This is a genomic window from Vogesella indigofera (genome assembly GCF_028548395.1).
GTDB lineage: Bacteria > Pseudomonadota > Gammaproteobacteria > Burkholderiales > Chromobacteriaceae > Vogesella > Vogesella indigofera_A.
Genome location: NZ_JAQQLA010000001.1, coordinates 23892 through 46212, shown reverse-complemented (window position 1 = coordinate 46212; position 22321 = coordinate 23892). Strand labels below are relative to the sequence as shown.

Annotated in this window: 22 protein-coding genes; 9 read left to right on the top strand and 13 right to left on the bottom strand. The window is 65.5% G+C overall.

The window, feature by feature from the left end; genetic code table 11:
* The first annotated feature begins 189 nt into the window (after positions 1-189).
* The 6 genes from nemA to glpD all read left to right on the top strand — a co-directional run bounded on the left by nemA (position 190) and on the right by glpD (position 7439).
* Positions 190-1284 carry an N-ethylmaleimide reductase gene (nemA, locus tag PQU89_RS00230; protein WP_272764057.1) on the top strand — a complete coding sequence of 365 codons (1095 nt, stop codon included), beginning with the start codon at positions 190-192 and terminating at the stop codon, positions 1282-1284.
* A 62-nt stretch (positions 1285-1346) separates the two neighbouring features.
* Positions 1347-2030: a type 1 glutamine amidotransferase domain-containing protein gene (locus PQU89_RS00225; protein ID WP_272764056.1), complete on the top strand. Its 684-nt coding sequence runs from the start codon at positions 1347-1349 to the stop codon at positions 2028-2030.
* Between the two features lie 94 nt (positions 2031-2124).
* Positions 2125-3069, top strand: a complete 945-nt coding sequence (locus PQU89_RS00220) for a diacylglycerol/lipid kinase family protein (protein ID WP_272764055.1) — start codon at positions 2125-2127, stop codon at positions 3067-3069.
* Between the two features lie 301 nt (positions 3070-3370).
* Complete coding sequence (glpK, locus tag PQU89_RS00215; protein WP_272764054.1) at positions 3371-4873, top strand: glycerol kinase GlpK; 1503 nt, start codon at positions 3371-3373, stop codon at positions 4871-4873.
* Between the two features lie 110 nt (positions 4874-4983).
* The gene (locus PQU89_RS00210) at positions 4984-5688 is read left to right on the top strand and encodes an MIP/aquaporin family protein (protein ID WP_189353380.1); all 705 of its coding nucleotides are present in this window, start codon (positions 4984-4986) and stop codon (positions 5686-5688) included.
* 221 nt (positions 5689-5909) lie between these two features.
* Complete coding sequence (glpD, locus tag PQU89_RS00205; RefSeq protein ID WP_272764053.1) at positions 5910-7439, top strand: glycerol-3-phosphate dehydrogenase; 1530 nt, start codon at positions 5910-5912, stop codon at positions 7437-7439.
* 18 nt (positions 7440-7457) lie between these two features.
* On the opposite strand, the gene PQU89_RS00200 is transcribed toward glpD, so the two are convergent.
* The 13 genes from PQU89_RS00200 to PQU89_RS00140 form a co-directional block, all read right to left on the bottom strand.
* Positions 7458-8096, bottom strand: a complete 639-nt coding sequence (locus PQU89_RS00200) for a LysE family translocator (RefSeq protein WP_272764052.1) — start codon at positions 8094-8096, stop codon at positions 7458-7460.
* A gap of 57 nt (positions 8097-8153) precedes the next feature.
* A complete protein-coding gene (locus PQU89_RS00195) occupies positions 8154-8957 on the bottom strand; it encodes an SDR family NAD(P)-dependent oxidoreductase (protein ID WP_272764051.1) in 804 nt (267 codons plus the stop codon).
* Between the two features lie 60 nt (positions 8958-9017).
* Entirely contained in the window at positions 9018-9392 is a 375-nt protein-coding gene (locus PQU89_RS00190) for a MerR family transcriptional regulator (RefSeq protein ID WP_272758933.1), read from the bottom strand.
* Entirely contained in the window at positions 9392-10156 is a 765-nt protein-coding gene (locus PQU89_RS00185) for a DeoR/GlpR family DNA-binding transcription regulator (protein ID WP_272764050.1), read from the bottom strand. Before PQU89_RS00185 ends, PQU89_RS00190 begins: the two co-directional genes overlap by 1 nt.
* Positions 10157-10436: 280 nt before the next feature.
* Positions 10437-10826: a lactoylglutathione lyase gene (gene gloA / locus PQU89_RS00180; RefSeq protein ID WP_272764049.1), complete on the bottom strand. Its 390-nt coding sequence runs from the start codon at positions 10824-10826 to the stop codon at positions 10437-10439.
* Positions 10827-10936: 110 nt separating this feature from the next.
* Complete coding sequence (locus tag PQU89_RS00175; RefSeq protein ID WP_272764048.1) at positions 10937-11650, bottom strand: M48 family metallopeptidase; 714 nt, start codon at positions 11648-11650, stop codon at positions 10937-10939.
* A complete protein-coding gene (locus tag PQU89_RS00170) occupies positions 11625-12380 on the bottom strand; it encodes a lysophospholipid acyltransferase family protein (protein WP_272758930.1) in 756 nt (251 codons plus the stop codon). The genes PQU89_RS00175 and PQU89_RS00170 overlap by 26 nt, the downstream gene beginning before the upstream one ends.
* 7 nt (positions 12381-12387) lie before the next feature.
* Positions 12388-12930, bottom strand: a complete 543-nt coding sequence (gene gmhB / locus PQU89_RS00165; RefSeq protein ID WP_272758929.1) for a D-glycero-beta-D-manno-heptose 1,7-bisphosphate 7-phosphatase — start codon at positions 12928-12930, stop codon at positions 12388-12390.
* 168 nt (positions 12931-13098) lie between these two features.
* Positions 13099-15159: a glycine--tRNA ligase subunit beta gene (gene glyS / locus PQU89_RS00160; protein WP_373322769.1), complete on the bottom strand. Its 2061-nt coding sequence runs from the start codon at positions 15157-15159 to the stop codon at positions 13099-13101.
* A gap of 2 nt (positions 15160-15161) precedes the next feature.
* On the bottom strand, positions 15162-15632 hold the full coding sequence (locus PQU89_RS00155; RefSeq protein ID WP_272764046.1) for a hypothetical protein: 471 nt from the start codon (positions 15630-15632) through the stop codon (positions 15162-15164).
* A gap of 4 nt (positions 15633-15636) precedes the next feature.
* The gene (glyQ, locus tag PQU89_RS00150) at positions 15637-16527 is read right to left on the bottom strand and encodes a glycine--tRNA ligase subunit alpha (protein WP_047965816.1); all 891 of its coding nucleotides are present in this window, start codon (positions 16525-16527) and stop codon (positions 15637-15639) included.
* A gap of 116 nt (positions 16528-16643) precedes the next feature.
* On the bottom strand, positions 16644-17669 hold the full coding sequence (gene tdh, locus PQU89_RS00145; protein ID WP_272764045.1) for an L-threonine 3-dehydrogenase: 1026 nt from the start codon (positions 17667-17669) through the stop codon (positions 16644-16646).
* Positions 17670-17764: 95 nt separating this feature from the next.
* Entirely contained in the window at positions 17765-18964 is a 1200-nt protein-coding gene (locus PQU89_RS00140; protein WP_272764044.1) for a glycine C-acetyltransferase, read from the bottom strand.
* Between the two features lie 207 nt (positions 18965-19171).
* On the opposite strand from PQU89_RS00140, the gene PQU89_RS00135 reads away from it, so the two are divergent.
* The 3 genes from PQU89_RS00135 to PQU89_RS00125 all read left to right on the top strand — a co-directional run bounded on the left by PQU89_RS00135 (position 19172) and on the right by PQU89_RS00125 (position 22292).
* A complete protein-coding gene (locus PQU89_RS00135) occupies positions 19172-19360 on the top strand; it encodes a hypothetical protein (protein WP_272764043.1) in 189 nt (62 codons plus the stop codon).
* Between the two features lie 199 nt (positions 19361-19559).
* Entirely contained in the window at positions 19560-21371 is a 1812-nt protein-coding gene (locus PQU89_RS00130) for an autotransporter family protein (RefSeq protein WP_272764042.1), read from the top strand.
* A gap of 99 nt (positions 21372-21470) precedes the next feature.
* Positions 21471-22292 (top strand): alpha/beta fold hydrolase, encoded by an 822-nt coding sequence (locus tag PQU89_RS00125; RefSeq protein WP_272764041.1) that lies wholly within the window; start codon positions 21471-21473, stop codon positions 22290-22292.
* Positions 22293-22321: the final 29 nt, after the last annotated feature.

Here is a 22321-nt window from a genome sequence, read left to right as displayed (position 1 = left end):
TTTTATGGCACAAATATAGACGACCGGTCTATTAGTAAACAGAAAGAAATCGCATGCCTGCAGCCCGGCAACACCCGCCAGCCCGCTACCGCGCCCACGGCCCGCCGTTGCCCGCTGCATGCCTTGCCCGATCACCCTTGTTAGCACCACCCGTACTGCCGCCTCTTTGACTGAAAAGGACCACGCCCCATGCAAGCCGACAAACTGCTGACCCCGCTGCACCTCGGTGCCATTACCCTCGCCAACCGCGTGCTGATGGCACCGCTGACCCGCCTGCGCAATACCGAGCCGGGCGACGTGCCGACCGCGCTGGCGATCGATTACTACCGCCAGCGCGCCGGCGCCGGCCTGATCATCAACGAAGGCACCCACATCTCGCCGACCGCCAAGGGCTACGCCGGCGCGCCGGGCATCTACAACGAGGAACAGGTGCGCGCCTGGCGCGAGGTCAACGACGCGGTGCACGCCGCCGGTGGCAAGATCGCCATCCAGCTGTGGCACACCGGCCGCATCTCGCACACCAGCCTGCAGCCGAACGGCGACGCGCCGCTGGCTCCGTCGGCGATCCGCGCCGACAGCAACACCAATATCCGCGACGAAAACGGCCAGCTGGTACGCAGCCCGACCTCCACCCCGCGCGCGCTGGAAACCGCCGAAATCGCCGACCTGATTGAGGACTACCGCCGCGCCACCGACAACGCGCGCCGCGCCGGCTTTGACCTGGTCGAGATCCACGGCGCCCACGGCTACCTGCTGGACCAGTTCCTGTCGCCGGCGGCCAACGTGCGTAGCGACCAGTATGGCGGCAGCGTGGAGAACCGCGCCCGCATCGTGCTGGAAGTGCTGGACGCGGTGATCGCCGAGTGGGATGCCGCCCACGTCGGCATCCGCCTGTCGCCGCTGGGGGTGTTCAACGGCCTGTCGGAGACCGACCAGCAGGAGATGGCGCTGTACCTGATCGGCGAGATCGCCAAGCGCAACATCGCCTTCCTGCACCTGTCGGAGCCGGACTGGGCCGGCGGCCCCGCGTGGCCGGATGAGTTCCGCCGTGCCGTGCGCGCCATCTATCCGCACCCGATTGTCGCCGCCGGCGGCTATACCGTAGACAAGGCCGAGCAACTGATCGGCGCCGGGCTGATCGACGCGGTCGCCTTCGGCCGTCCGTTCATCGCCAATCCGGATCTGCCGGCCCGCTTCGCCCGCGGCGCCGAGCTGAACCCGCCACGCCCGGAAAGCTTCTACGGCGGCGGTGCCGAAGGCTACACCGACTACCCGGCGCTGTAATGCCCCCCAAGGTTGGCCGCAACGCTTGCGGCCAACCTTGTACCCGATTAATGGAGACGCCCATGAAACACGTACTGTTTGTACTCACCAGCCACGACCGGCTCGGCGACAGCGGCCACAAGACCGGCTTCTGGATCGAGGAATTCGCCGCCCCCTACTACGCGCTGGCCGATGCCGGCGTCGCCATCACCCTCGCCTCGCCGCGCGGCGGGCAGCCACCGATCGACCCGAAAAGCGCCGACCCGGCGTTCAGCACCCCGGCCACCGAGCGCTTCAATGCCGACGCCATGCTGCAGGCGCGACTGGCGGAAACGCTGCCGCTGGACAGCATCGACGCCAGCCACTACGACGCGGTGTTCTACCCCGGCGGCCACGGCCCGCTGTGGGATCTGGTCGACAATGCCGACTCGCAGCGCCTGATCGCCGCCACCGTCGCCGCCGGCAAACCGGTGGCCACGGTGTGCCACGCGCCGGCGGTGCTGGTCAATGTCACCGGCGCCGACGGCAAGGCGCTGGTCGCCGGCAAGCGCGTCACCGGCTTCAGCAACAGCGAGGAAGAAGCGGTGCAACTCACCAGCATCGTGCCGCTGCTGCTGGAAGACGCGCTGCAGGCTCGTGGCGCCCGTTACGAGAAAGGCGCCGACTGGGCGCCGTTTATCGTCGAGGACGGCTTGCTGATCACCGGTCAGAATCCGGCCTCGTCCGAAGCCGTCGCCCACGCACTGCTGGCACGGCTAAACGCCTGAATCCCGCACCAGGGTTGGCCGCAACGCTTGCGGCCAACCTTGCGCGAGCGCCGGATGGCGGCATAATGGCGCGATCTGCCTCGCGATTCTCACCATGTCCCCGTCTACGTCCGCCCCCGCCTCCCGCATCGTGTTCATCATCCACGGCCGCCACTGCCCGGACGGCCTGCCGCAGCAGCTGCTGCAACCGTTCCGCGACCAGTTCAGCGTCGACGTGCTGCTGACCACCTCCGCCACCAGCGCCACCCGCCTCGCGCGCGAGGCGGCGCTGTCCGGCGCGCGCTGGGTGATCGCCGTCGGTGGCGACGGCACCGTGCACGAGGTGGTCAACGGCCTGATGAGCGTGCCTGCAGCGCAGCGGCAGCAACTGGTGCTGGGGGTGCTGCCCAGCGGCACCGGCAACGACTTCGTGCGCACGCTGGGCAGCGGCCGCCACAGCGACGACTTGCTGGCGCTGATCGCCGCTGGTCACGCCTACCCGCTGGACCTGATCCGCGTCACCACCCACGGCAACGACGGCCAGCAGCAAGTGCGCTGGTGCAACAACATCGCCTCGCTCGGCATCAGCAGCGACATCGTACGGCGGGTGAAGCGCTTGCCGTCGTGGCTGCCGGCCAGTGCCGCTTTCTGCAGCGCGGTGCTGGCGGCGCTGCTGCGTTTCCGGCCGCGGCCGATGCGGTTGACGCTGGACGGCGAGACCATCAGCGGCCGTTTCCTGTGCCTGTCGGTGGCCAACGGCCGCTACTTCGGCAGCGGGCTGGGCATCGCGCCGCAGGCCAGCGTCAACGACGGCCTGTTCGAGCTGGTGCTGATCCGCGACGGCAACGGCCTCGATTTCCTGCGCCTGCTGCCGCAACTGCGCGCGGCGCAGCCGCTGCGTGACCCGCGGGTGCGTTACCTGCGCGGCCGCCAACTGCAGGTGGACGGCGCGGCGGCGGATTGCCCGCTGGAACTGGACGGCGAGCTGTGCGGCAGCGCGCCGGTCACGTTCGAACTGGTGCCCGCCGCGCTGCAGTGCCTGATGCTGCCGCCCGGCTGAGGCCTTGCGGCCAACCTTTGTACTGCAACATCCGCGCAACGCCCACCCTGCGCGCACAATGCCGTTTTCCCGGCCGGAAAACGGCATTTTTGCCTTGCATCGCAACAACTTGTAGCCGCACGACTACACCACACTCCGCACTGCAACATCCGGGCTTTGTGTCAACTTTTTGACAGCACGAATTGACAGCCGCTTTGGCGGCACTACAATTCGAACGAAAGCAAAAACAACAAAATAAACACAAAAACAAACAACAAAGAAACAACTCACAACACGGCCCGCGGCCGAGGAGACTTCTCAAATGCAAGATCAATTCATTCTGGCGCTGGATCAGGGCACGACCAGCTCCCGGGCAATTGTATTCAACCGCAGTGGCGACATCGTCGCCTCGGCACAGAAGGAATTCCGCCAGATCTACCCGCAGCCGGGCTGGGTCGAGCACGACGCGATGGAAATCTGGGCCGGCCAGGTCGGCGTGGCCGCCGAGGCGCTGGCGCGCGCCGGCATCCCCGGCAGCAAGATCGCCGCGGTCGGCATCACCAACCAGCGTGAAACCACGGTGGTGTGGGACCGCGACACCGGCCAGCCGGTGTACAACGCCATCGTGTGGCAGGACCGCCGCACCGCGCCGTTCTGCGACGAGATCCGCGCCCGTGGCCTGGCCGACACCATCCGCAACAAGACCGGGCTGTTGGTCGACTCCTACTTCTCCGCCACCAAGGTGCGCTGGATCCTGGAAAACGTGCCCGGCGCCCGCGAGCGCGCCAATGCCGGCAAGCTGGCATTCGGCACCATCGACAGCTGGCTGATCTGGCAGCTGACCCACGGCGCGGTGCACGTCACCGACGTGTCCAACGCCTCGCGCACCATGCTGTACGACATCCACCGCCTGCAGTGGGACGACGAGCTGCTCGACATCATGGGCATCCCGGCCAGCATGCTGCCGCAGGTGAAAAGCTCCAGCGAAGTCTACGGCCACACCCACGCCGCGCACCTGGGGGTATCGATCCCGATCGCCGGCGTCGCCGGTGACCAGCAGGCGGCGCTGTTCGGCCAGCAGTGCACCACCCCGGGCATGGTGAAGAACACCTACGGCACCGGCTGCTTCATGATGATGAATACCGGCGACACCCCGATCGCGTCGCACAACCAGCTGCTGACCACCATCGCCTGGCAGGTCGGCGACAAGGTGCAGTACGCGCTGGAAGGCAGCATCTTCATCGGCGGCTCGGTGGTGAAATGGCTGCGCGACGGCCTCGGCATCATCAAGCACTCGCACGATGTCGGCCCGCTGGCGGCCGAGGTGAAGGACAGCGACGGCGTGTACCTGGTGCCGGCCTTCGCCGGGCTGGGTGCCCCGCACTGGAATTCCGACGCGCGCGGTACCCTCGTCGGCATGACGCAGGGCACCAGCGCCGCCCACATCGCCCGCGCCGCGCTGGACAGCATCGCGTTCCAGACCATGGACGTGCTGGGTGCGATGCAGGCCGATTCCGGCATCACCATCGCCGAGCTGCGCGTCGACGGCGGCGCCTGCGTCAACAATGTGCTGATGCAGTTCCAGAGCGACATCCTCGGCACCCAGGTCGCCCGACCGAAGATCACCGAGACCACCGCGCTGGGCGCCGCCTACCTCGCCGGCCTCGCCGTCGGCTATTGGCAAAGCACCGACGACATCCAGGGGCAGTGGCAGCTGGACACCCGCTTCTCGCCGCAGCTGGATGCCGCCACCGTCGATCGCTACGTCGCCGGCTGGCAGCGCGCCACCCGCGCCGCGATCAGCTGGGCCAACGACGCGGCCTAAGCAAGGTATCACGCCGGTAGCCAGATGCTACCGGCGCGGCCAGCACCTTATCTCATCCTGTTTTCTCGCGGTGGCAGCGTACTGCCCCGCGTTCGCTACGGAGTTTCAACATGAATCCACTATTCGGCGAATTCATCGGCACCGCCTTGCTGGTGCTGCTCGGCAACGGCGTGGTTGCCAACGTAATCCTGAAAGGCACCAAGGGCCATAACAGCGGCCTGATCGTGATCGCCTTCGGCTGGGCGATGGCGGTGTTTGTCGGCGTGTTCAGCGTCGCCGCCATCAGCGGCGCCCACCTCAATCCGGCGGTGACGGTGGCACTGGCGGTGGCCGGCAAATTTGCCTGGGCCGACGCCCCCGGCTATATCGCGGCGCAGATGCTGGGCGGCATGGCCGGCGCGCTGCTGATGTGGCTGATCTACCGCGACCACTTCGACCATACCGACTGCGCCGACACCAAGCTGGCGGTGTTCTGCACCGGCCCGGCGATCCGCAGCACCGGCGGCAACCTGCTGTCGGAAGTGCTGGCCACCTTCGTACTGGTGTTCGCCATCCTCAGCATGGTGGCGCCGAAGGTGTCGCTGGGCGCGATGGACGCGCTGCCGGTGGCCTTGCTGGTGCTCGGCATCGGCGTGTCGCTGGGCGGCACCACCGGCTACGCGATGAGCCCGGCGCGCGATCTGGCGCCGCGCATCATGCATGCCATCCTGCCGATCAAGGGCAAGCGCGACAGCGACTGGCGCTACAGCTGGGTGCCGGTAATCGGCTCGCTGCTGGGCGCAACGTTGGCCGCCGTGGCGCACAGCGTGGCCTGAGCCTGACACTGACGGCCTGCGCCACCGCGGCGCGGCTGTCCAGACGGATTGCACTCTCCCTCGACGCCTTCGGGCGTCTTTTTTTACGTCGAACAAAAACACAAAACAAACATTTTTGATCGTTTAATGTTGCTTTTGTGTTCGTTTATATTTATCTTCTATTATTCAAGAGACAACAAGCGCCACGCCGTCAGGACGGGGCGCCGTGCAAAGGAAAGCTCGTGGAAAGTTATGATCTGCTCGTGATCGGTGGTGGCATCAACGGCGCCGGCATCGCCCGTGACGCCGCCGGCCGCGGCCTGAAAGTGCTGCTCTGTGAAAAGGACGATCTGGCGGCGCACACCTCGTCGGCCAGCACCAAGCTGATCCACGGCGGCCTGCGCTATCTGGAATATTACGAATTCTCGCTGGTGCGCAAGGCGCTGCAAGAGCGTGAAGGGCTGCTCGACGCCGCGCCGCACATCATGTGGCCGCTGCGCTTCGTGATGCCGCACGACGCCGAACAGCGCCCGGCGTGGCTGATCCGCTGCGGCCTGTTCCTGTACGACCACCTCGCCCGGCGTCGCCGCCTGCCAGGCAGCGAGCGCATCCGCTTCGAGCGCCACCCGGCCGGCAGCCCGCTGAAATCACGCTACCACCAGGGCTTCGTCTACTCCGACGGCTGGGTCAACGACGCGCGGCTGGTGGTGCTCAACGCGATGGATGCCGCCGAGCGCGGCGCCAGCATCCGTACCCGCACCGCCTGTGTCGCCGCCCAGCGCGACGGCGACGGCTGGCTGTGCACACTGCGCGGCGAGCACGGCCAGCAGCAGGTGCGCGCCCGCGCGCTGGTGAACGCCGGCGGGCCGTGGGTGCAGCAGCTGCTCGGCGGCGTGATCCACGCGCCGGCGCGCAAGGCGATCAGGCTGGTGAAGGGCAGCCACATCATCGTGAAAAAGCTGTTCGATCACGACTTTGCCTACATCTTCCAGAACCCGGACAAGCGCATCATCTTTGCCATTCCCTACGAGCAGGACTTCACCCTGATCGGCACCACCGATGTCGAATACCACGACGATGCCGCCAAAGTGACCATCGACAGCGACGAGATCGCCTACCTGTGCGCGATGAGCAACCGCTACTTCGCGCAGCAGATCACCCCCGCCGACGTGGTGGCTACCTATTCCGGGGTGCGGCCGCTGCTGGACGACGAGCACGACAACGCCAGCGGCGTCACCCGCGACTACGCGCTGGAGCTGGACAGCGACGGCGCGCCGCTGCTGTCAGTGTTCGGCGGCAAGATCACCACCTACCGCAAGCTGGCGGAACAGGCGGTCGATCAGCTGGCGCCGCTATTGGGCAACACGCGCCCAAGCTGGACCGCCGGCCAGCATCTGCCCGGCGGCGACCTGCCCGGCGGCGACTTCGACGCCTTCGTGCGCAGCCTGCAGCAGGCCAAGCCGTGGCTGCCGCCGGCGCTGGCCACGCGGCTGGCGCGCGCCTACGGCAGCCGCGTCTACCCGCTACTGGGCACTGCGGCCAACCTTGCGGCGCTGGGCGCGGAAATCCAGCCCGGGCTGTACGAGGTCGAGCTGCGCTATCTGGCGGACAAGGAGTGGGCAACCTGCGCCGACGACGTGCTGTGGCGGCGCAGCAAGCTGCGCCTGCACCTGCCGGCCGGCGCCGAGGCCGCGGTAGAACGCTGGCTGGCGGCGTACCGCAGCAGCCAGCCTGCAGGCAGTGCGCGCAAGACGCAGGCACAGCAAGGCTAAAAGGTTGGCCGCAGCGTGTTAGCCGGCGCGCTGCGGCTGCAGCGCCATGCGTACGGCCAGCGCAGCAAGCACGCTGCCCATCACATAGCGCTGCGCCGCCAGCCAACGCGGCCTGGCGGCAAAGCCCGCGGCCAGGCGGGCGGCAAACAGCACAATCAGCAGGTTGACCGCAAAACTGATGGCAATCTGGGTCAGCCCCAGCAGCAGGCTCTGCCGGAACACGCTGCCCGCCCCCGGCACGATGAACTGCGGCAGGATGGACAGGTAAAACACCGCGATCTTGGGGTTCAGCACATTGGTGAGGAAACCCATCATGAACAGGCGCCGCGGCGAATCGGTCGTCAGGCTACGCGTGGCAAAAGGCGAGCGCGCACCGGGGCGCAGCGCCTGCCAGGCCAGCCACATCAGATAGGCGGCACCGCCCCATTTCAGCAGCGCATAGGCCAGCGGCACGGCCAGGAACAGCGCCGTCAACCCCAGCGCGGCGGCCAGCATGTGCAGCAGGAAACCGGCGACCACGCCCAGCAGCGAGATCATGCCGGCCCGGCGTCCCTGGCACAGGCTGCGCGACAGCAGGTAAAGCATATTGGGACCGGGGGTCAGCACCATCAGCAGTGCTGCCCCGGCAAACAGCCACCACTGGGGTGAAGTCGCCATCTTGTTTCCTTTCAGAGAAGCACATCCGTCGTCGGCGGGCCGCACGCCCGCCGCCCCTCACGATACCTTTGGCATAATGCGCTTGGCAAACAGCGTCGCCACCAGCCGCGTCACCTGACGCCGCGTCAGCCAGCGCGGCAGCTGGGCGGTCAGGTAATTCAGCCGGCCCGGCACGTGGTAGTGCCTTCCTGCGTCCAGCGCCCGCAGTGCCGACGCCACCACCGATTCCGGCGAGGCCGTCGCCATGCCCGACACATCGGCGTTGGCCACCTCGGTAAAGCGGGTACGGGTATTGCCCGGGCACAGTGCCAGAAAGCGCACGCCACTCCCCTCGTACTCGGCGGCAAGCGCCTCGGTCAGGTGCAGTACATAGGCCTTGGACGCGCCGTAAACCGCGATATACGGCAGGGGCTGGAAGGCCGCCGTCGAGGCCACGTTGATCACCGCTCCCAGCCGGCGCGCCTGCATCGCCGGCAGCAACAGCCGCGTCAGTTCGGTCAGCGCCACGATGTTCAGCATCAGCATGCGCTGGTAGGTGTCGGCGTCTTCGTCGAGGAAATGGCGCCATTTGCCGAAGCCGGCATTGTTGACCAGCAGGTCCACCGTCCAGCCCGCGGCCGTGATCTCGGCGTATAACGCCGCCGCCGCACCGGCTTGTGCCAGATCGGCGGCGATGACCAGCACCCGGATGCCGTGTTGTGCCCGCAGCTGCGCGGCCAGCTGTTGCAGCGCGTCGCCGGAACGGGCGGTGAGAATGAGGTGGCAGCCGCGCTGCGCCAGCGCCTCGGCAAAGCAGCGGCCGATACCGGAAGAGGCGCCGCTGACCAGCGCGGTCATGCGTTCAAAAGGCAGGGATGTCATCGCAAATGCTCCTGATGGGATAAGGAAGCATCAGCGTAAAGCTTGCCCTACAGGACAAGGTCAAGTGCTGGTGACGGGGGCGTCGCCGTAGTTCAGCGCCAGCTCGGCCTCCAGCTGCACCAGCTGCTGCTGCAAGGCCTGCAGCCGTTGCACCTCCTGCTGGAAATGCCGCTGTTTCTGCCGGATCAGTTGCTGCGCCACCGCCAGCGGAAAACTGCCGGAGGCGGCCTTCAGTACCGCCAGCTCTTTCAGTTCCGCCAGGCTGAAGCCCACCGTCTGCGCACGGCGGATCATGCTGACCAGGTGCACGTCCAGCGGCTGATAAACGCGGTAGTTGCCGCGACGCTGCGGCACCGGCAGCAAGCCCTGCGCCTCGTAGAGGCGGATCGCCTTGCGCGTGGCACCGGTCAGCGCCGCCAGTTCGCCGATCAGCATCAGGCCGCCACCACCAGCCGGGTGTCACCGGCGGCCAGCACCTCGGCCATTTCCTTGCTCACCGGCTGGTCGGTAAACAGCGCGTCCACCTGCGACAGGTGCCCCAGCTCCACCAGCGCCGGGCGATCGAACTTGGAATGGTCGGCCGCCAGCCATACCTGGCGCGACTGCTGCATGATCGCCTGCGTGGTCAGCACCTCGCGGTAGTCGTAGTCGCGCAGCACGCCGCCGTGCTCGATACAGGACACGCCGATGATGCCGTAGTCGACCTTGAACTGGCGGATGAACTGCACCGTCGCCTCGCCGGTCAGGCCGCGGTCGCGCTTGCGCAGTGCGCCGCCTGCGACCAGCACCTCGCAGTCGGGGTAGTCGCACATCAGGTTGGCGATGTGGAAGTTGTTGGTGATCACGCGCAGGCCGCGATGCTGGGAGAGCGCCTTGGCCACCTCCTCGGTGGTGGTGCCGAGGTTGATGAACAGCGAGGCGTTGTCGGGGATTTCCGCCGCCAGCGCGCGCGCGATGCGGCGCTTTTCGTCGATCATCAGCACCTGGCGCGCGTCGTAGGCGACGTTCTCGACGCTGGACAGCACGCTGGCGCCGCCGTGGTAGCGCTGCAGCAGCTTGTTTTCCGCCAGCAGCGTGATGTCGCGGCGGATGGTCTGGTGGGTGACGGCGAAATGGGCGGCCATTTTCTCGACCGCGACATAACCCTCGCGGTTAACCCAGGCCAGCAGGTCTTTCTGACGTTGATTGAGGATCAGCATGCAAGCGGCACTTCCCTTATCCGAATGGCGTTCATTGTAACCGAGTCGCCGCCGCGGCTGCCCGCCGGCATGCAGACAGCACAACGGCCAGCCGCAGAACTGCGACTGGCCGTGTGGCGGCGGATAGTTAACACGTATTCACGATCTCGCACGCTCACGCGAGACAAGGCGAAAACGAAGGAGGAAGCGGAATTGACATGGGGTCAATGAGCATTCCGAAGCCGTTTTCAACGCGGTATCGCCCCATCGAGACCAGTAGCAGCAGATCGTGAACAGGCGCTTAGCGCGTGCCGCGCTGAATGAACTCGATCTTGTAGCCGTCCGGGTCCTCGACAAAGGCGATCACGGTCGTGCCGTGCTTCATCGGCCCCGCTTCGCGCACCACCTTGCCGCCCTTGGCGCGCACCGCGTCACAGGCGGCGTAGGCGTCGGCCACTTCCACCGCCAGGTGGCCGAAGGCGTTGCCCAGCTCGTAGCTGTCGGTATCCCAGTTGTGGGTCAGCTCGATCACGCTATTGCTGTCCTCGTCACCATAGCCGACAAAGGCCAGGGTGAAACGGCCATCGGGATAGTCGTGCTTGCGCAGCAGGGTCATGCCCAGTACCTCGGTGTAGAAGGCGATGGAGCGGTCGAGGTTGCCGACGCGGATCATGGTATGCAGCAGGCGCATGGTGTTCTCCGGAAAAGGTTGGCCGCAACAGGCAGCGAGGCAGATCAGATGGGGACGGCGGGCGCGAAAGCAAAGCCCGCGCCGGCCAGAACAGTGTGTTTGCGGGGCGCTCAGCCGTAGCGGAACAGGCTGTCGCCGTGCTGCTTCAGCCACTGCCGCGCACCTTGCCAGCCGGGATAGAGACGGCCGACTTCGGCCCAGAACGCCGGCGAGTGGTTCATGTGCAGCAGGTGCGCCAGCTCGTGGGCGATCACGTAGTCGAGCACCGATTCCGGCGCCTGCACCAGCCGCCAGTTGAGGCGCACCACACCGCGGCCGGTGCAGCTGCCCCAGCGCGTGCGCGCCGAAGACAGCCCCCAGCCGGTCAGCGACCGCGCCGCGCGCGGCTGCCACAGTTCCAGCCGCGCGGCAAAGCGCTGCCGCGCCTGCTGCTGCAGGTAGCCGACCACGCTGGCGGCCAGCCGTGCCGGCTGTTCAAGCATCGGCCCGGCCAGGTGCAGGGTGTCGCCGATCAGCTGCGCCTGGTGGCGGCTGGCGGCGACGCAGTGCAGATGGTAGCTCTCGCCGCCCAGCAGCACCTGGCCCTGCGTCAGCGCGCGCTCGCCCTGCTCGGCGTGGTGACGCGCCAGATGGCTGGCGATCCAGCCGCTTTTCTTGGCCAGCACCTCGTGCAGGTAGGCCATCGGCACCGCCGGCGGCGCGATCAGCTCCACCGTGCCGTCCTTGATGCGGATGCCGACACTCTGCCGCGCGCGGCGGATCAGGCGTACCGTCACCGCGCCGTGCGGCAGCTGCAGGCTAAGCAGTGCGTGCTTTGCGTTCATCGGGGTGGGCAAACGGGCCGACGCCGCCGATCTCGCGCTGACGCGCCTCGATCCACGCTTCCGCCTGCCGCGTCATTGCCTCCGGGCCGACATCGTCGCGCGGATAAATCGCAGGGCCGATCACCAGCGTGATCTCGCCCGGATGCTTGAGGAAGGCGTTGCGCGGCCAGAATTCACCGGCATTGTGCGCCACCGGCACCAGCGGCATGTCCAGCTGCTTCGCCATCCGCGCCGCGCCCAGCTTGTACTTGCCGGCCACGCCGGGGCGGGTGCGGGTGCCTTCCGGAAACACGCTGATCCAGAAGCCGTGCTGCTTGCGGTTGGTGCCCTGCTCCAGCATGCGGCGGTTGGCATTGGCGCGATCGGAGCGGTTGATGGTGATCGGGTTGGTCAGCGCCAGCCCCCAGCCGAAGAACGGAATCCACAGCAGTTCCTTCTTGGCGACGAACACCTGCGACGGGAAGATCTCCTGCAGTGCCAGCGTTTCCCAGCCGGACTGGTGCTTGGCGCAGATGATCGCCGGCTCCTTGACGATGTTCTCGGCACCGATCACGCGGTAGCGCAGGCCGACCACGTGCCACAGCAGCCAGGTCAGCAGCCGCGCCCAGCTCTCGCCGATCACGTGACGGGTGCGGCGCGGCAACGGCGCGCCGATGAACAGGCCGAGGAAGAACAGCGGCGTGACGATGGCCACCAGCAGCCAGTAGATCAGGTTACGAATCAGCAACATGGGCAGTTCAGTTTTCCAGGTTAATCAGGTAGTCGGCAGCGGCAAACAGGTTGTCGAACACCTGGGTGCCGGCCGGCAGGCCGCCTTTTTCCAGCGTGCGCAGGCCCTTGCCGGTCTTCACCAGCAGCGGCCGGCCGCCGACCGCGGCAATCGCCTGCAGGTCGCGCAGGCTGTCGCCGACCATCGGCAGGCCTTCGCCGCGCACATTGAAGCGCGCCATGATGTCTTCGACCATGCCTGGCTGCGGCTTGCGGCAGCGGCACTGGTCGTCGGCGGTGTGCGGACAGAACACCACCGCGTCGATGCGGCCACCGGCCTGCCCCACCAGCCGGTGCATCTTCTCGTGCATCGCATTGAGCGCGTGCATGTCGAACAGGCCGCGGCCGATACCGGACTGGTTGGTGGCGACCACCACGTGCCAGCCGGCCTGGGTCAGGTTGGCGATGGCGTCGCAGCTCTTCGGCAGCGGCTGCCATTCCATGGTGTTTTTGACGAAATCGTCGCGATCTTCGTTGATCACGCCGTCACGATCGAGGATGACGAGTTTCAAGCAACACTCCTAGTTCTGGCCACGGTCACGACCGCAAGCCCCACAAAACCGGCAGCGTACCGCCGGCCATCGTGCCCGCTGCCCCGGCAACACAAACCGGAGCATCGTGCGATGCCCCGGTTTGCGGGGAGCCGGTCAGGCGGGTGCTGACGCCAGCGGCGCCAGTCCTTACTCGGCCAGCAGCGAGATGTCCGCCACGCGGTTGAACAGTGCGGCCAACCTTGCCAGCAGCGCGATGCGGTTTGCGCGCACCGCCAGATCGTCGGCCATCACCATCACGCCGTCGAAGAAGGCATCCACCGGCGCACGCAGCGAGGCCAGCTGGGTCAGCGCACCGGCGAAGTCGTGGGCGGCAAACTTGGCGTCCACCGCCGGTGCCAGCGCTTCCACCGCCGCGAACAGCGCGCGCTCGGCGTCCTCGGCAAACAGCGCCGGGTTCACCGCGGCGATGTCGCCCTCGGTCTTCTTCAGGATGTTCTTCACGCGCTTGTTGGCGGCGGCCAACGTGGCCGCTTCAGGCAATGCCTTGAACTGCGCGACGGCGGCCAGGATGGCGCCGACTTCGTTCAGCTGCGTCGGTGCCAGCGCCAGCACGGCGTCGATCTCGTCGCCCTTGTAGTCGTTGGCGAGGTAGTTCTTCAGCCGTTCCAGGCAGAAGGCGTACACCTCGTCCACCACCGTGGTGGACAAGAGGCCGGCCGGGAAGGCGTCGGCGGCATCGCTGATCAGCGCCTTCAGGTCCAGCGGCTGCTCCAGCACCATGCGCAGTACGCCCAGCGCGGCGCGGCGCAGCGCGAACGGGTCCTTGTCGCCGGTCGGGATCAGGCCGATGCCCCAGATGCCGACGATGGTTTCCAGCTTGTCGGCCAGTGCCACCGCGGTGGCGATGGCGCCCTGCGGCAAGCTGTCACCGGCAAAGCGCGGGTGATAGTGACCTTCGATGGCGTCGGCCACCACGTCGTCTTCGCCATCCAGACGCGCATAGTAGCGGCCCATGATGCCCTGCAGCTCGGGGAATTCGCCGACCATGTCGGACACCAGATCGGCCTTGGCGAGATAGGCGGCGCGGCCGGCCAGCGAGCTGTCGGCGCCGAGCTTGCCGGCGATGGCGGCGGCGATGCTGGACAGGCGGGTGACGCGCTCCAGCTGGTTACCGATCTTGTTGTGGTAGACCACGTGCTCCAGCCGCGGCAGGCGGCTGTCGAGGCGATGCTTCTGGTCCTGCTCGTAGAAGAACTTGGCATCGGACAGGCGCGCGCGCAGCACGCGCTCGTTGCCGCCGATGATGAAGCGCGGGTCGTCGGTTTCCAGGTTGGACACCAGCAGGAAGCGGTTCATCAGCTTGCCCTGCGCGTCCAGCAGCGGGAAGTACTTCTGGTTCTGCTGCATGGTCAGGATCAGGCATTCCTGCGGCACGTTCAGGAACTCGGCCTCGAAGCCGGCTTCCAGCACCACCGGCCATTCCACCAGCCCGGTCACTTCATCGAACAGCGCGTCCGGTGCGGCGATGGTGGCGTTCAGTTTGGCGGCGGCGTGCGACAGGCGCTGGCGCACCAGTTCGCGGCGGGCGAGGAAGCTGGCAATCACCTTGCCCTCTTCCGCCAGCGTGCGCGGGTAGGCATCGGCGCTCGGGATGGTCACGTCACCGGCGGACAGGAAGCGGTGGCCGCGGGTGACGTTGCCGCTTTGCAGCCCCAGCACCTCGCCGGCGACGACCTGTTCGCCGTGCAGCATCATCAGGCCGTGTACCGGACGCACGAACTGCACGTCGAGGTCGCCCCAGCGCATCAGCTTCGGCGCCGGCAGCTTTTTCAGCGCGCCCGCGACGATGCCGGACAGCACCGCGGACAGGCTTTCGCCGGCCTTGGTCGATTCATGGGCGTACACGTCCTGCTTGCCGTCGTGCACGGTGGTGAGCTGGCTCACCTCCACGCCGCAGGAGCGGGCGAAGCCGGCTAGTGCCGGGGTCGGCTGGCCGTCCTTCATGCCGCTGGCCACCGCCGGGCCGCGGCGCACGCTGTGCTGCTCGGGCTGGATGGCGGCGACGGCCGGGATTTGCACCGCCAGACGGCGCGGGCTGGCGAACACGTGCGACTGCACGTTGCTGGCCACGAACTGCAGTTTTTTCAGTTCGTCGGTAATGGTGTCGGCAAAGCTGGCGGCCAGCTTTTCCAGTGCTTTCGGCGGCAGCTCTTCGGTGAGCAGCTCGATCAACAGGGTAGCAGTCATGGTCATTCAATCTTCAAGCTAGGAGCATTGGGGGCGAGTCGGCACACCAGGCGCAGCATGGTATCGGCCGTCGAATCGGCGACCACCGGCACGAAGGTCCAGTTAAAACGCTGCAACGGGAACATCTGCGTGTAGACGTGCTGGCCGCTGGCGGTCCAGTACGAGGCGCCGATGAACGCATACTGGCGCGCGTTGCAGTCGGCACGGCCTTCGAGGCGGCGGATGTGATAGCGGATGCCCAGCTCTTTCTGGGTCTTGCGCTCGCTGAACCGCTCCTGGTTGACGAAACGGACAAGGCCGTCATTGACGTTGGCGATGGTGGCCAGCTCCAGGGACAGTTCCAGGCCGGTACCACTCTGGTACACCTGGAACTCGCCCTCCGGTTGCGGCACCGGCTGCTGACTGCGCACATACCAGCTGAGCGCGGCCAGCGTGGCCAACAGCACAAAGAACAGCGCTGCCCACGTCTTCATGGCATCAGTCTTTCTTGCACATCGGGAAGCCCAGCGCCTCGCGCGCGGCGTAATAGGCTTGCGCCACGCCACGGGCCAGGTTGCGGATGCGGCCGATGTAGGCGGCGCGTTCAGTCACCGAGATGGCGCCGCGCGCGTCCAGCAAGTTGAAGGTGTGGCCGGCCTTGAGAATCATCTCGTAGCCGGGCAGCGGCAGGCCGGCGTCCAGCAGGCGCTTGGCCTCGGCTTCGTAGTCGCCGAACTGCTTGAACAGCAGCTCGACATTGCTGTGCTCGAAGGCAAAGCGCGACTGCTCCACTTCGTTCTGGAAGAACACGTCGCCGTAGCTCACCGGCGTACCGTCCGGCAGGTAGGTCCACACCAGCTCGTACACGTTCTCGATGTCCTGCAGGTACATCGCCAGCCGTTCCAGGCCGTAGGTGATCTCGCCCAGCACCGGCTTGCAATCGAGGCCGCCGACCTGCTGGAAGTAGGTGAACTGCGTCACTTCCATACCGTTGAGCCACACTTCCCAGCCCAGACCCCAGGCGCCGAGGGTCGGGTTTTCCCAGTCGTCCTCGACAAAGCGGATGTCGTGCACGGTCGGATCGATGCCCAGCTCGCGCAGCGAGCCGAGGTACAGGTCCTGGATATTCGGTGGCGACGGCTTCAATACCACCTGGAACTGGTGGTGCTGGAACAGGCGGTTGGGGTTCTCGCCGTAGCGGCCGTCTTTCGGGCGACGGCTGGGCTGCACGTAGGCGGCGTGCCACGGTTCCGGGCCGAGGGCGCGCAGGAAGGTGGCGGTATGCGAGGTGCCTGCGCCCACTTCGGTATCGTACGGCTGGAGCAAGGCGCAGCCCTGACGGTTCCAGTAGTGCTGCAGGGTGAGGATGATTTCCTGAAAAGTGAGCATGTCGCGGCGTTTCAAAGATGAAAAACAAGGCACGATTCTAACCGCATCGTGCCTTGCTCTGCCATCCATTGCGGCCAACCTTGTGGCAAAGGTTGGCCGCAAACATCATATTCCGCTTACTGCCAGTCCAGAATCACCTTGCCGCTCTGCCCGGACAGCATGGCGGCGAAGCCGGCTTCGAAATCATCGACCTTGAAGTGGTGGGTGATGATCGGCGAAATATCCAGCCCGGACTGGATCAACGCCACCATCTTGTACCAGGTCTCGAACATCTCGCGACCGTAGATGCCCTTGATCTCCAGGCCCTTAAAGATCACCTGGTTCCAGTCGATAGCGGTGTTGGCCGGCGGAATGCCCAGCAGCGCCACCTTGCCGCCGTGGTTCATCGTTTCCAGCATCTGGCGGAAGGCGTGCGGATTGCCGGACATTTCCAGGCCGACGTCGAAGCCTTCGCTCATGTGCAGTTCCTGCATCACCGTTTTCAGGTCTTCCTGAGCCACGTTCACCGCACGGGTGGCACCCATCTTGCGCGCCAGATCGAGGCGGAAGTCGTTGACGTCGGTGATCACCACGTGGCGAGCGCCGACGTGCTTGGCAATCGCCACCGCCATGATGCCGATCGGGCCGGCGCCGGTGATCAGCACATCCTCGCCGACCAGGTTGAACGACAGCGCGGTGTGCACCGCGTTGCCGAACGGGTCGAAGATGGACGCCAGGTCGTCGGAGATGTCGTCCGGGATCGGGAAGGCGTTGAAGGCCGGGATCACCAGGTATTCGGCAAACGCGCCTTCGCGGTTGACGCCGACACCGGTGGTGTTGCGGCACAGGTGGCGACGGCCGGCGCGACAGTTGCGGCAGTGGCCGCAGGTGATGTGGCCTTCCCCGGACACGCGGTCGCCGATCTTGAAGCCCTGCACTTCCGAGCCCATGCCGGCGACCACGCCGACATACTCGTGGCCGACGTGCATCGGCACCGGGATGGTCTTCTGCGCCCAGTCGTCCCAGTTCCAGATGTGGATGTCGGTGCCGCAGATCGCGGTCTTGGTAATCTTGATCAGCAGGTCGTTGTGGCCGACTTCCGGATGCGGCACATCGGTCATCGACAGGCCGGGAGCGGCCTGCAGTTTGGCAAGAGCTTTCATGTTTTATCCTGTAGTGCGCCGCGACAGGCGGCGGCGCGGTGAAACGGAACGCGCGGGCCACGCGGCAGGCAGCGCCGCCGTGGCCTCCGCAAGAATCAGATCACGCCCAGCTCGCGGCCAACCTTGATGAAGGCGGCCACCGTGTGCTGCACCTGCTCCAGCGTGTGGCCGGCCGACATCTGGGTACGGATGCGCGCCTTGCCCTTCGGCACCACCGGGTAGGAGAAACCGGTGACGAACACGCCTTCCGCCAGCAGCGCCGCCGCCATCTCGCCGGCCAGCTTGGCATCGCCCAGCATCACCGGAATGATCGGATGCTGGCCCGGCACCAGAGTGAAACCCGCCTCGCTCATCGCCTGACGGAAGTAGTCGGCGTTGCGCCTCAGGTTGGCGCGCAGCTCAGCGCCCTCTTCGGTGGCCAGGATCTGCAGCACCTTCAGGCTGGCAGCGGCGATAGCCGGCGCCAGGGTGTTGGAGAACAGGTACGGCCGCGAACGCTGGCGCAGCAGGTCGATGATAGGCTTGCGGCCGGAGACGTAGCCGCCGGACGCGCCACCCAGCGCCTTGCCCAGCGTGCCGGTGTAGATGTCGACACGGTCACTGACGCCGCACAGCTCCGGGGTGCCGGCGCCGTGCTCGCCCATGAAGCCGACGGCGTGCGAATCATCCACCATCACGATGGCGCCGTAGCGTTCTGCGACGTCGCACAGTGTTTTCAGGTCGGCGATGATGCCGTCCATCGAGAACACGCCGTCGGTGACGATCAGCTTGAAGCGGGCACCGGCCTCTTCGGCGGCCTTGAGCTGGGTTTCCAGATCGGCCATGTCGTTGTTCTTGTAGCGGAAACGCTTGGCCTTGCACAGGCGCACGCCGTCGATGATCGAGGCGTGGTTCAGCTCGTCGGAGATCACCGCGTCGTCTTCGGTGAGCAGGGTCTCGAACACGCCGCCGTTGGCGTCGAAACAGCTGGAATAGAGGATGGTGTCGTCGGTGCCGAGGAAGCCGGAGATCGCCGCCTCCAGGTCCTTGTGCACCTGCTGCGTACCACAGATGAAACGCACCGAGGCGCAGCCGTAGCCGTAATCATCCAGCCCCTGCTTCGCCGCCGCGATCAGGCGCGCATCGTCGGCCAGACCGAGGTAGTTGTTGGCACAGAAGTTCAGCACTTCGCGGCCACCGGACAGGGTGATGCCGGCACGTTGCGGCGTGGCGATCACGCGTTCCGGTTTCTCGAAACCGTCGGCACGGATTTGCGCCAGCGTGGCTTGCAGATGAGCGAGATAGGTGTGGTTCATGCGGGAGGGTCCCTGTTGTTCAGCGTGGAAGCCGGCGCCGTTGACCGGTGCCGGCAAGCATCGTTCTGTCACCATTCTAGACCCGCGCCGACGACTTTATCAGGGACAGTTGCGCACGATTTTCACCGGGTGAGTGTTACCCCCGTCCGGCAGCCGTAGCCTCGGCTGTGCGACAATCCGTACCCCATTCCAGCGCCGAACCCGACCGTGAACCGCCCCAGCTCCCCTGTGCCGCATTGCCGCGCCTGCGTCCACTACTACATCACCCACGACGCCCGCTTCCCCTACGGCTGCCGCGCCATGGACTTCAAGAGCAAGCGGCTGCCGCTGCAGGACGTGCGTGAAGCGACGGGGCGCGACTGCCTGACTTTTTGTTCAAGGCTCAATGGCAAATGACCACCTTGAGTGGACTTGCCGCCAACCAACACCCAAACATCAAGAACAAATGAGTATTTATTTTGCAACACAGAAGAATGACTTCTATACATCCTCGCATAAAATCAAACATATTTAGCATGCTCTTGTTATCATTGTTTCCATATTGCATTTAAATTGAAAATTAGCGACAACACCTCTTGCATACTGGAGACTGGGAATGAAACTAAAAAAAATCGCCTTGGTTTGCGCCATTGCATTACCGCTGCAAGCACAGGCAGCAAACGTGCTCATTTACGACTATCAGGCAGCCGGTGATGAAGCGGCGGGTCTTGCCTCAGTACAAACCACGCAAGGGAACACCCCGACCACCATCGATATCAGCGGCAACTACGCCACTTACACGCCAACCGGCCTAGCTTCCTATAGCCAAGTATGGGATCTGGGTGCCAACAAGGGCATTACAGCCGACCAGCAAACCGCTTATACCTCCTACCTGAATGGCGGCGGAACGCTTTTCCTGATGGGTGAAAACGCCGGCTATGGTGCAACCAGAAACACGGCGATCAGCACCTTCATCGCCAGCCTTGGCGGCGGAACGCTTGGCACCGTGACACAGACCAGCTTCACAGCAACCACGATCAACCAGGCTTTCCAGGTTGATAACGCCACTTCGACGCTAACACTACCGGCTAGCGGCATTTTTCCCTCCGCCGGCACCGGCACCTGCATCACAGCAGACTGCAGTGCGGTGGCCTGGGCGGTCGGCACCCTAGCCAATGCCCCGACCGGTACCGTCATTTCCGTGCTTGATGTGAACTTCCTGCAAACTGCGTTCTTGGATAACAATAGCTACCCAGGTCTCAGCGATTTCGTGAAGAACCTTATTGCCTACCTGGCACAACAAGGAGAAATTGCCAACGGTGGTGGGGTACGCGTTCTCGTTGCCAGTACCAATGCAAACAATAATCCAGCTCTTGGCGCGGCAGCAGTCATTGATGCCAACGCCAACCTGCTTGCCTTGTTCACCAATGCCAACCTTTCTGGCGACCAGCAAATCTCCGCGGCCGCCAGCCAGACGCTACCACTGCTGACAGGCGGTTCCATGGCAGCGGCCGGCAACGCGCTGTCCGGCATCAACAAGGTGATTCAGGCCCGCATCGAGTCCAATCGCGGCCTGTCTTCCGGTGACGGTTTCTTCGGCGACAAATACGTGTGGGTGAAGCCGTTCGGCTCGTGGGCGGATCAGGATGACCAAAATGGCGTATCCGGCTTCGAATCGACCACCACCGGCGTGGCATTTGGTGTCGACAGCGCCGTCAACGACAAGCTGCGCCTTGGCACCGCCATGGCCTACGCCAAAGCCGACGTGGACAGCAACTCGAACGTGGCCAAGCAGAGTGCCGATGTCGATGTGTTCCAGCTGGTCGGCTACGGCAGCTACAGCCTGGGCAACAACAGCGAAGTCAACTTCCAGGTAGACGTGGGCCAGAACAGCAACAAGGGTCGTCGTAGCATCGCCTTTACCAACAGCACCGCGACTTCCGAGTACACCAGCTACACCGCCCACGCCGGTGCCGGCCTTGGCCGCACCTACCAGCTGAGCGCCACCACCAGCATCACCCCGTCCATCCGTGCCGACTACACCTGGATCAAGGACAAGGCCTACCAGGAAAGTGGTGCCGGCCTGCTGAACCTGAACGTGGGCAGCCGTGACAGTGAAGAGCTGGTACTGGGCCTGGACGGCAAGATCAGCCACCAGCTGAGTGACAACACCAGCCTGTCGGCCAACCTGGGCGTCGGCTACGACACCATGGCCAAGCGCTCCAGCATCACCGCCACCTTTGCCGGTGCCCCCGGTGCCGCGTTTACTACCTACGGCCTGGATGCGGAGCCATGGTCGGCACGGGCTGGCGTCGGTCTGACGCACACCACCGCCAACGGTACCGAGATCACCTTGCGTTATGATGCGGAACACCGGGAAGCCTTCCTGAACCAGACGGCATCGCTCAAGGCACGCTGGGCGTTCTGAAACAAGCTGCGCTAACCGGCCACAACCCGTCACCGGGTTGTGGCCTTTTTCATGATGACGACAACCGACAACACCAGACCCCTTGCCCTCCACTACCGCTTGCTGCCGCTGCTATGCTTGGCCGCGTGCAGCACGCTGCCGACTCCGGCCGAGCGCGCCACCACGGCACAGGCTCTGGCCCAGCCCGGCAACTGGCAGGCAAGCACCCTGAGCAGCAGCACCTTTATGCTGCGCAGCTATGGGCCGGCACACATCCGGGCCGACAAGCCGCTGAGCATCTATATCGAAGGCGACGGCTTTGCCTGGCTCAATCGCGAGCAACCGTCCGGCGACCCGACCCCCATCGATCCACTGGCGCTGCGTCTCGCCCTTGCCCAGCCTGATGGCAATGCGGTTTACCTGGCCCGCCCCTGCCAGTACCTGGCGGCACAAGACCGGCGCTGCGCGCAGCGTTACTGGACCGACGCCCGCTTTTCCGCCGACGTGATCCAGGCCACCGACGAGGCGATCAGCCAGCTGAAAACCCGCTACGGTGCCAAGCAAATCAGCCTGATCGGCTACTCAGGCGGTGCGGCGGTCGCGGCGCTGGTCGGTGCCGGACGGCATGACGTCGACCGTCTGATCACAGTCGCCGGCAACCTGGACAGCCAGACCTGGACCGAGCATCACCGCATTAGCCCGCTGCGCCATTCGCTCAACCCGGCGGATGCCGCCAAACGGCTGGTGCAGATACCGCAATGGCATCTGCTCGGCCAGCAGGATCGCATCATTCCCGCGCTCATCGCGCAGTCCTTCGCCCGCCGCGCACCGGCGCAACAGCAGCTTATCGTCCCCTTTCCGGGCTTTGATCATCACTGCTGCTGGGCGGCGCAGTGGCCGCAAATCTGGCGGCAACTGGAAAGCGGCACGCTGGCGCCCTGACGCGGCGCCCATGAAAAATGCGGCCAACG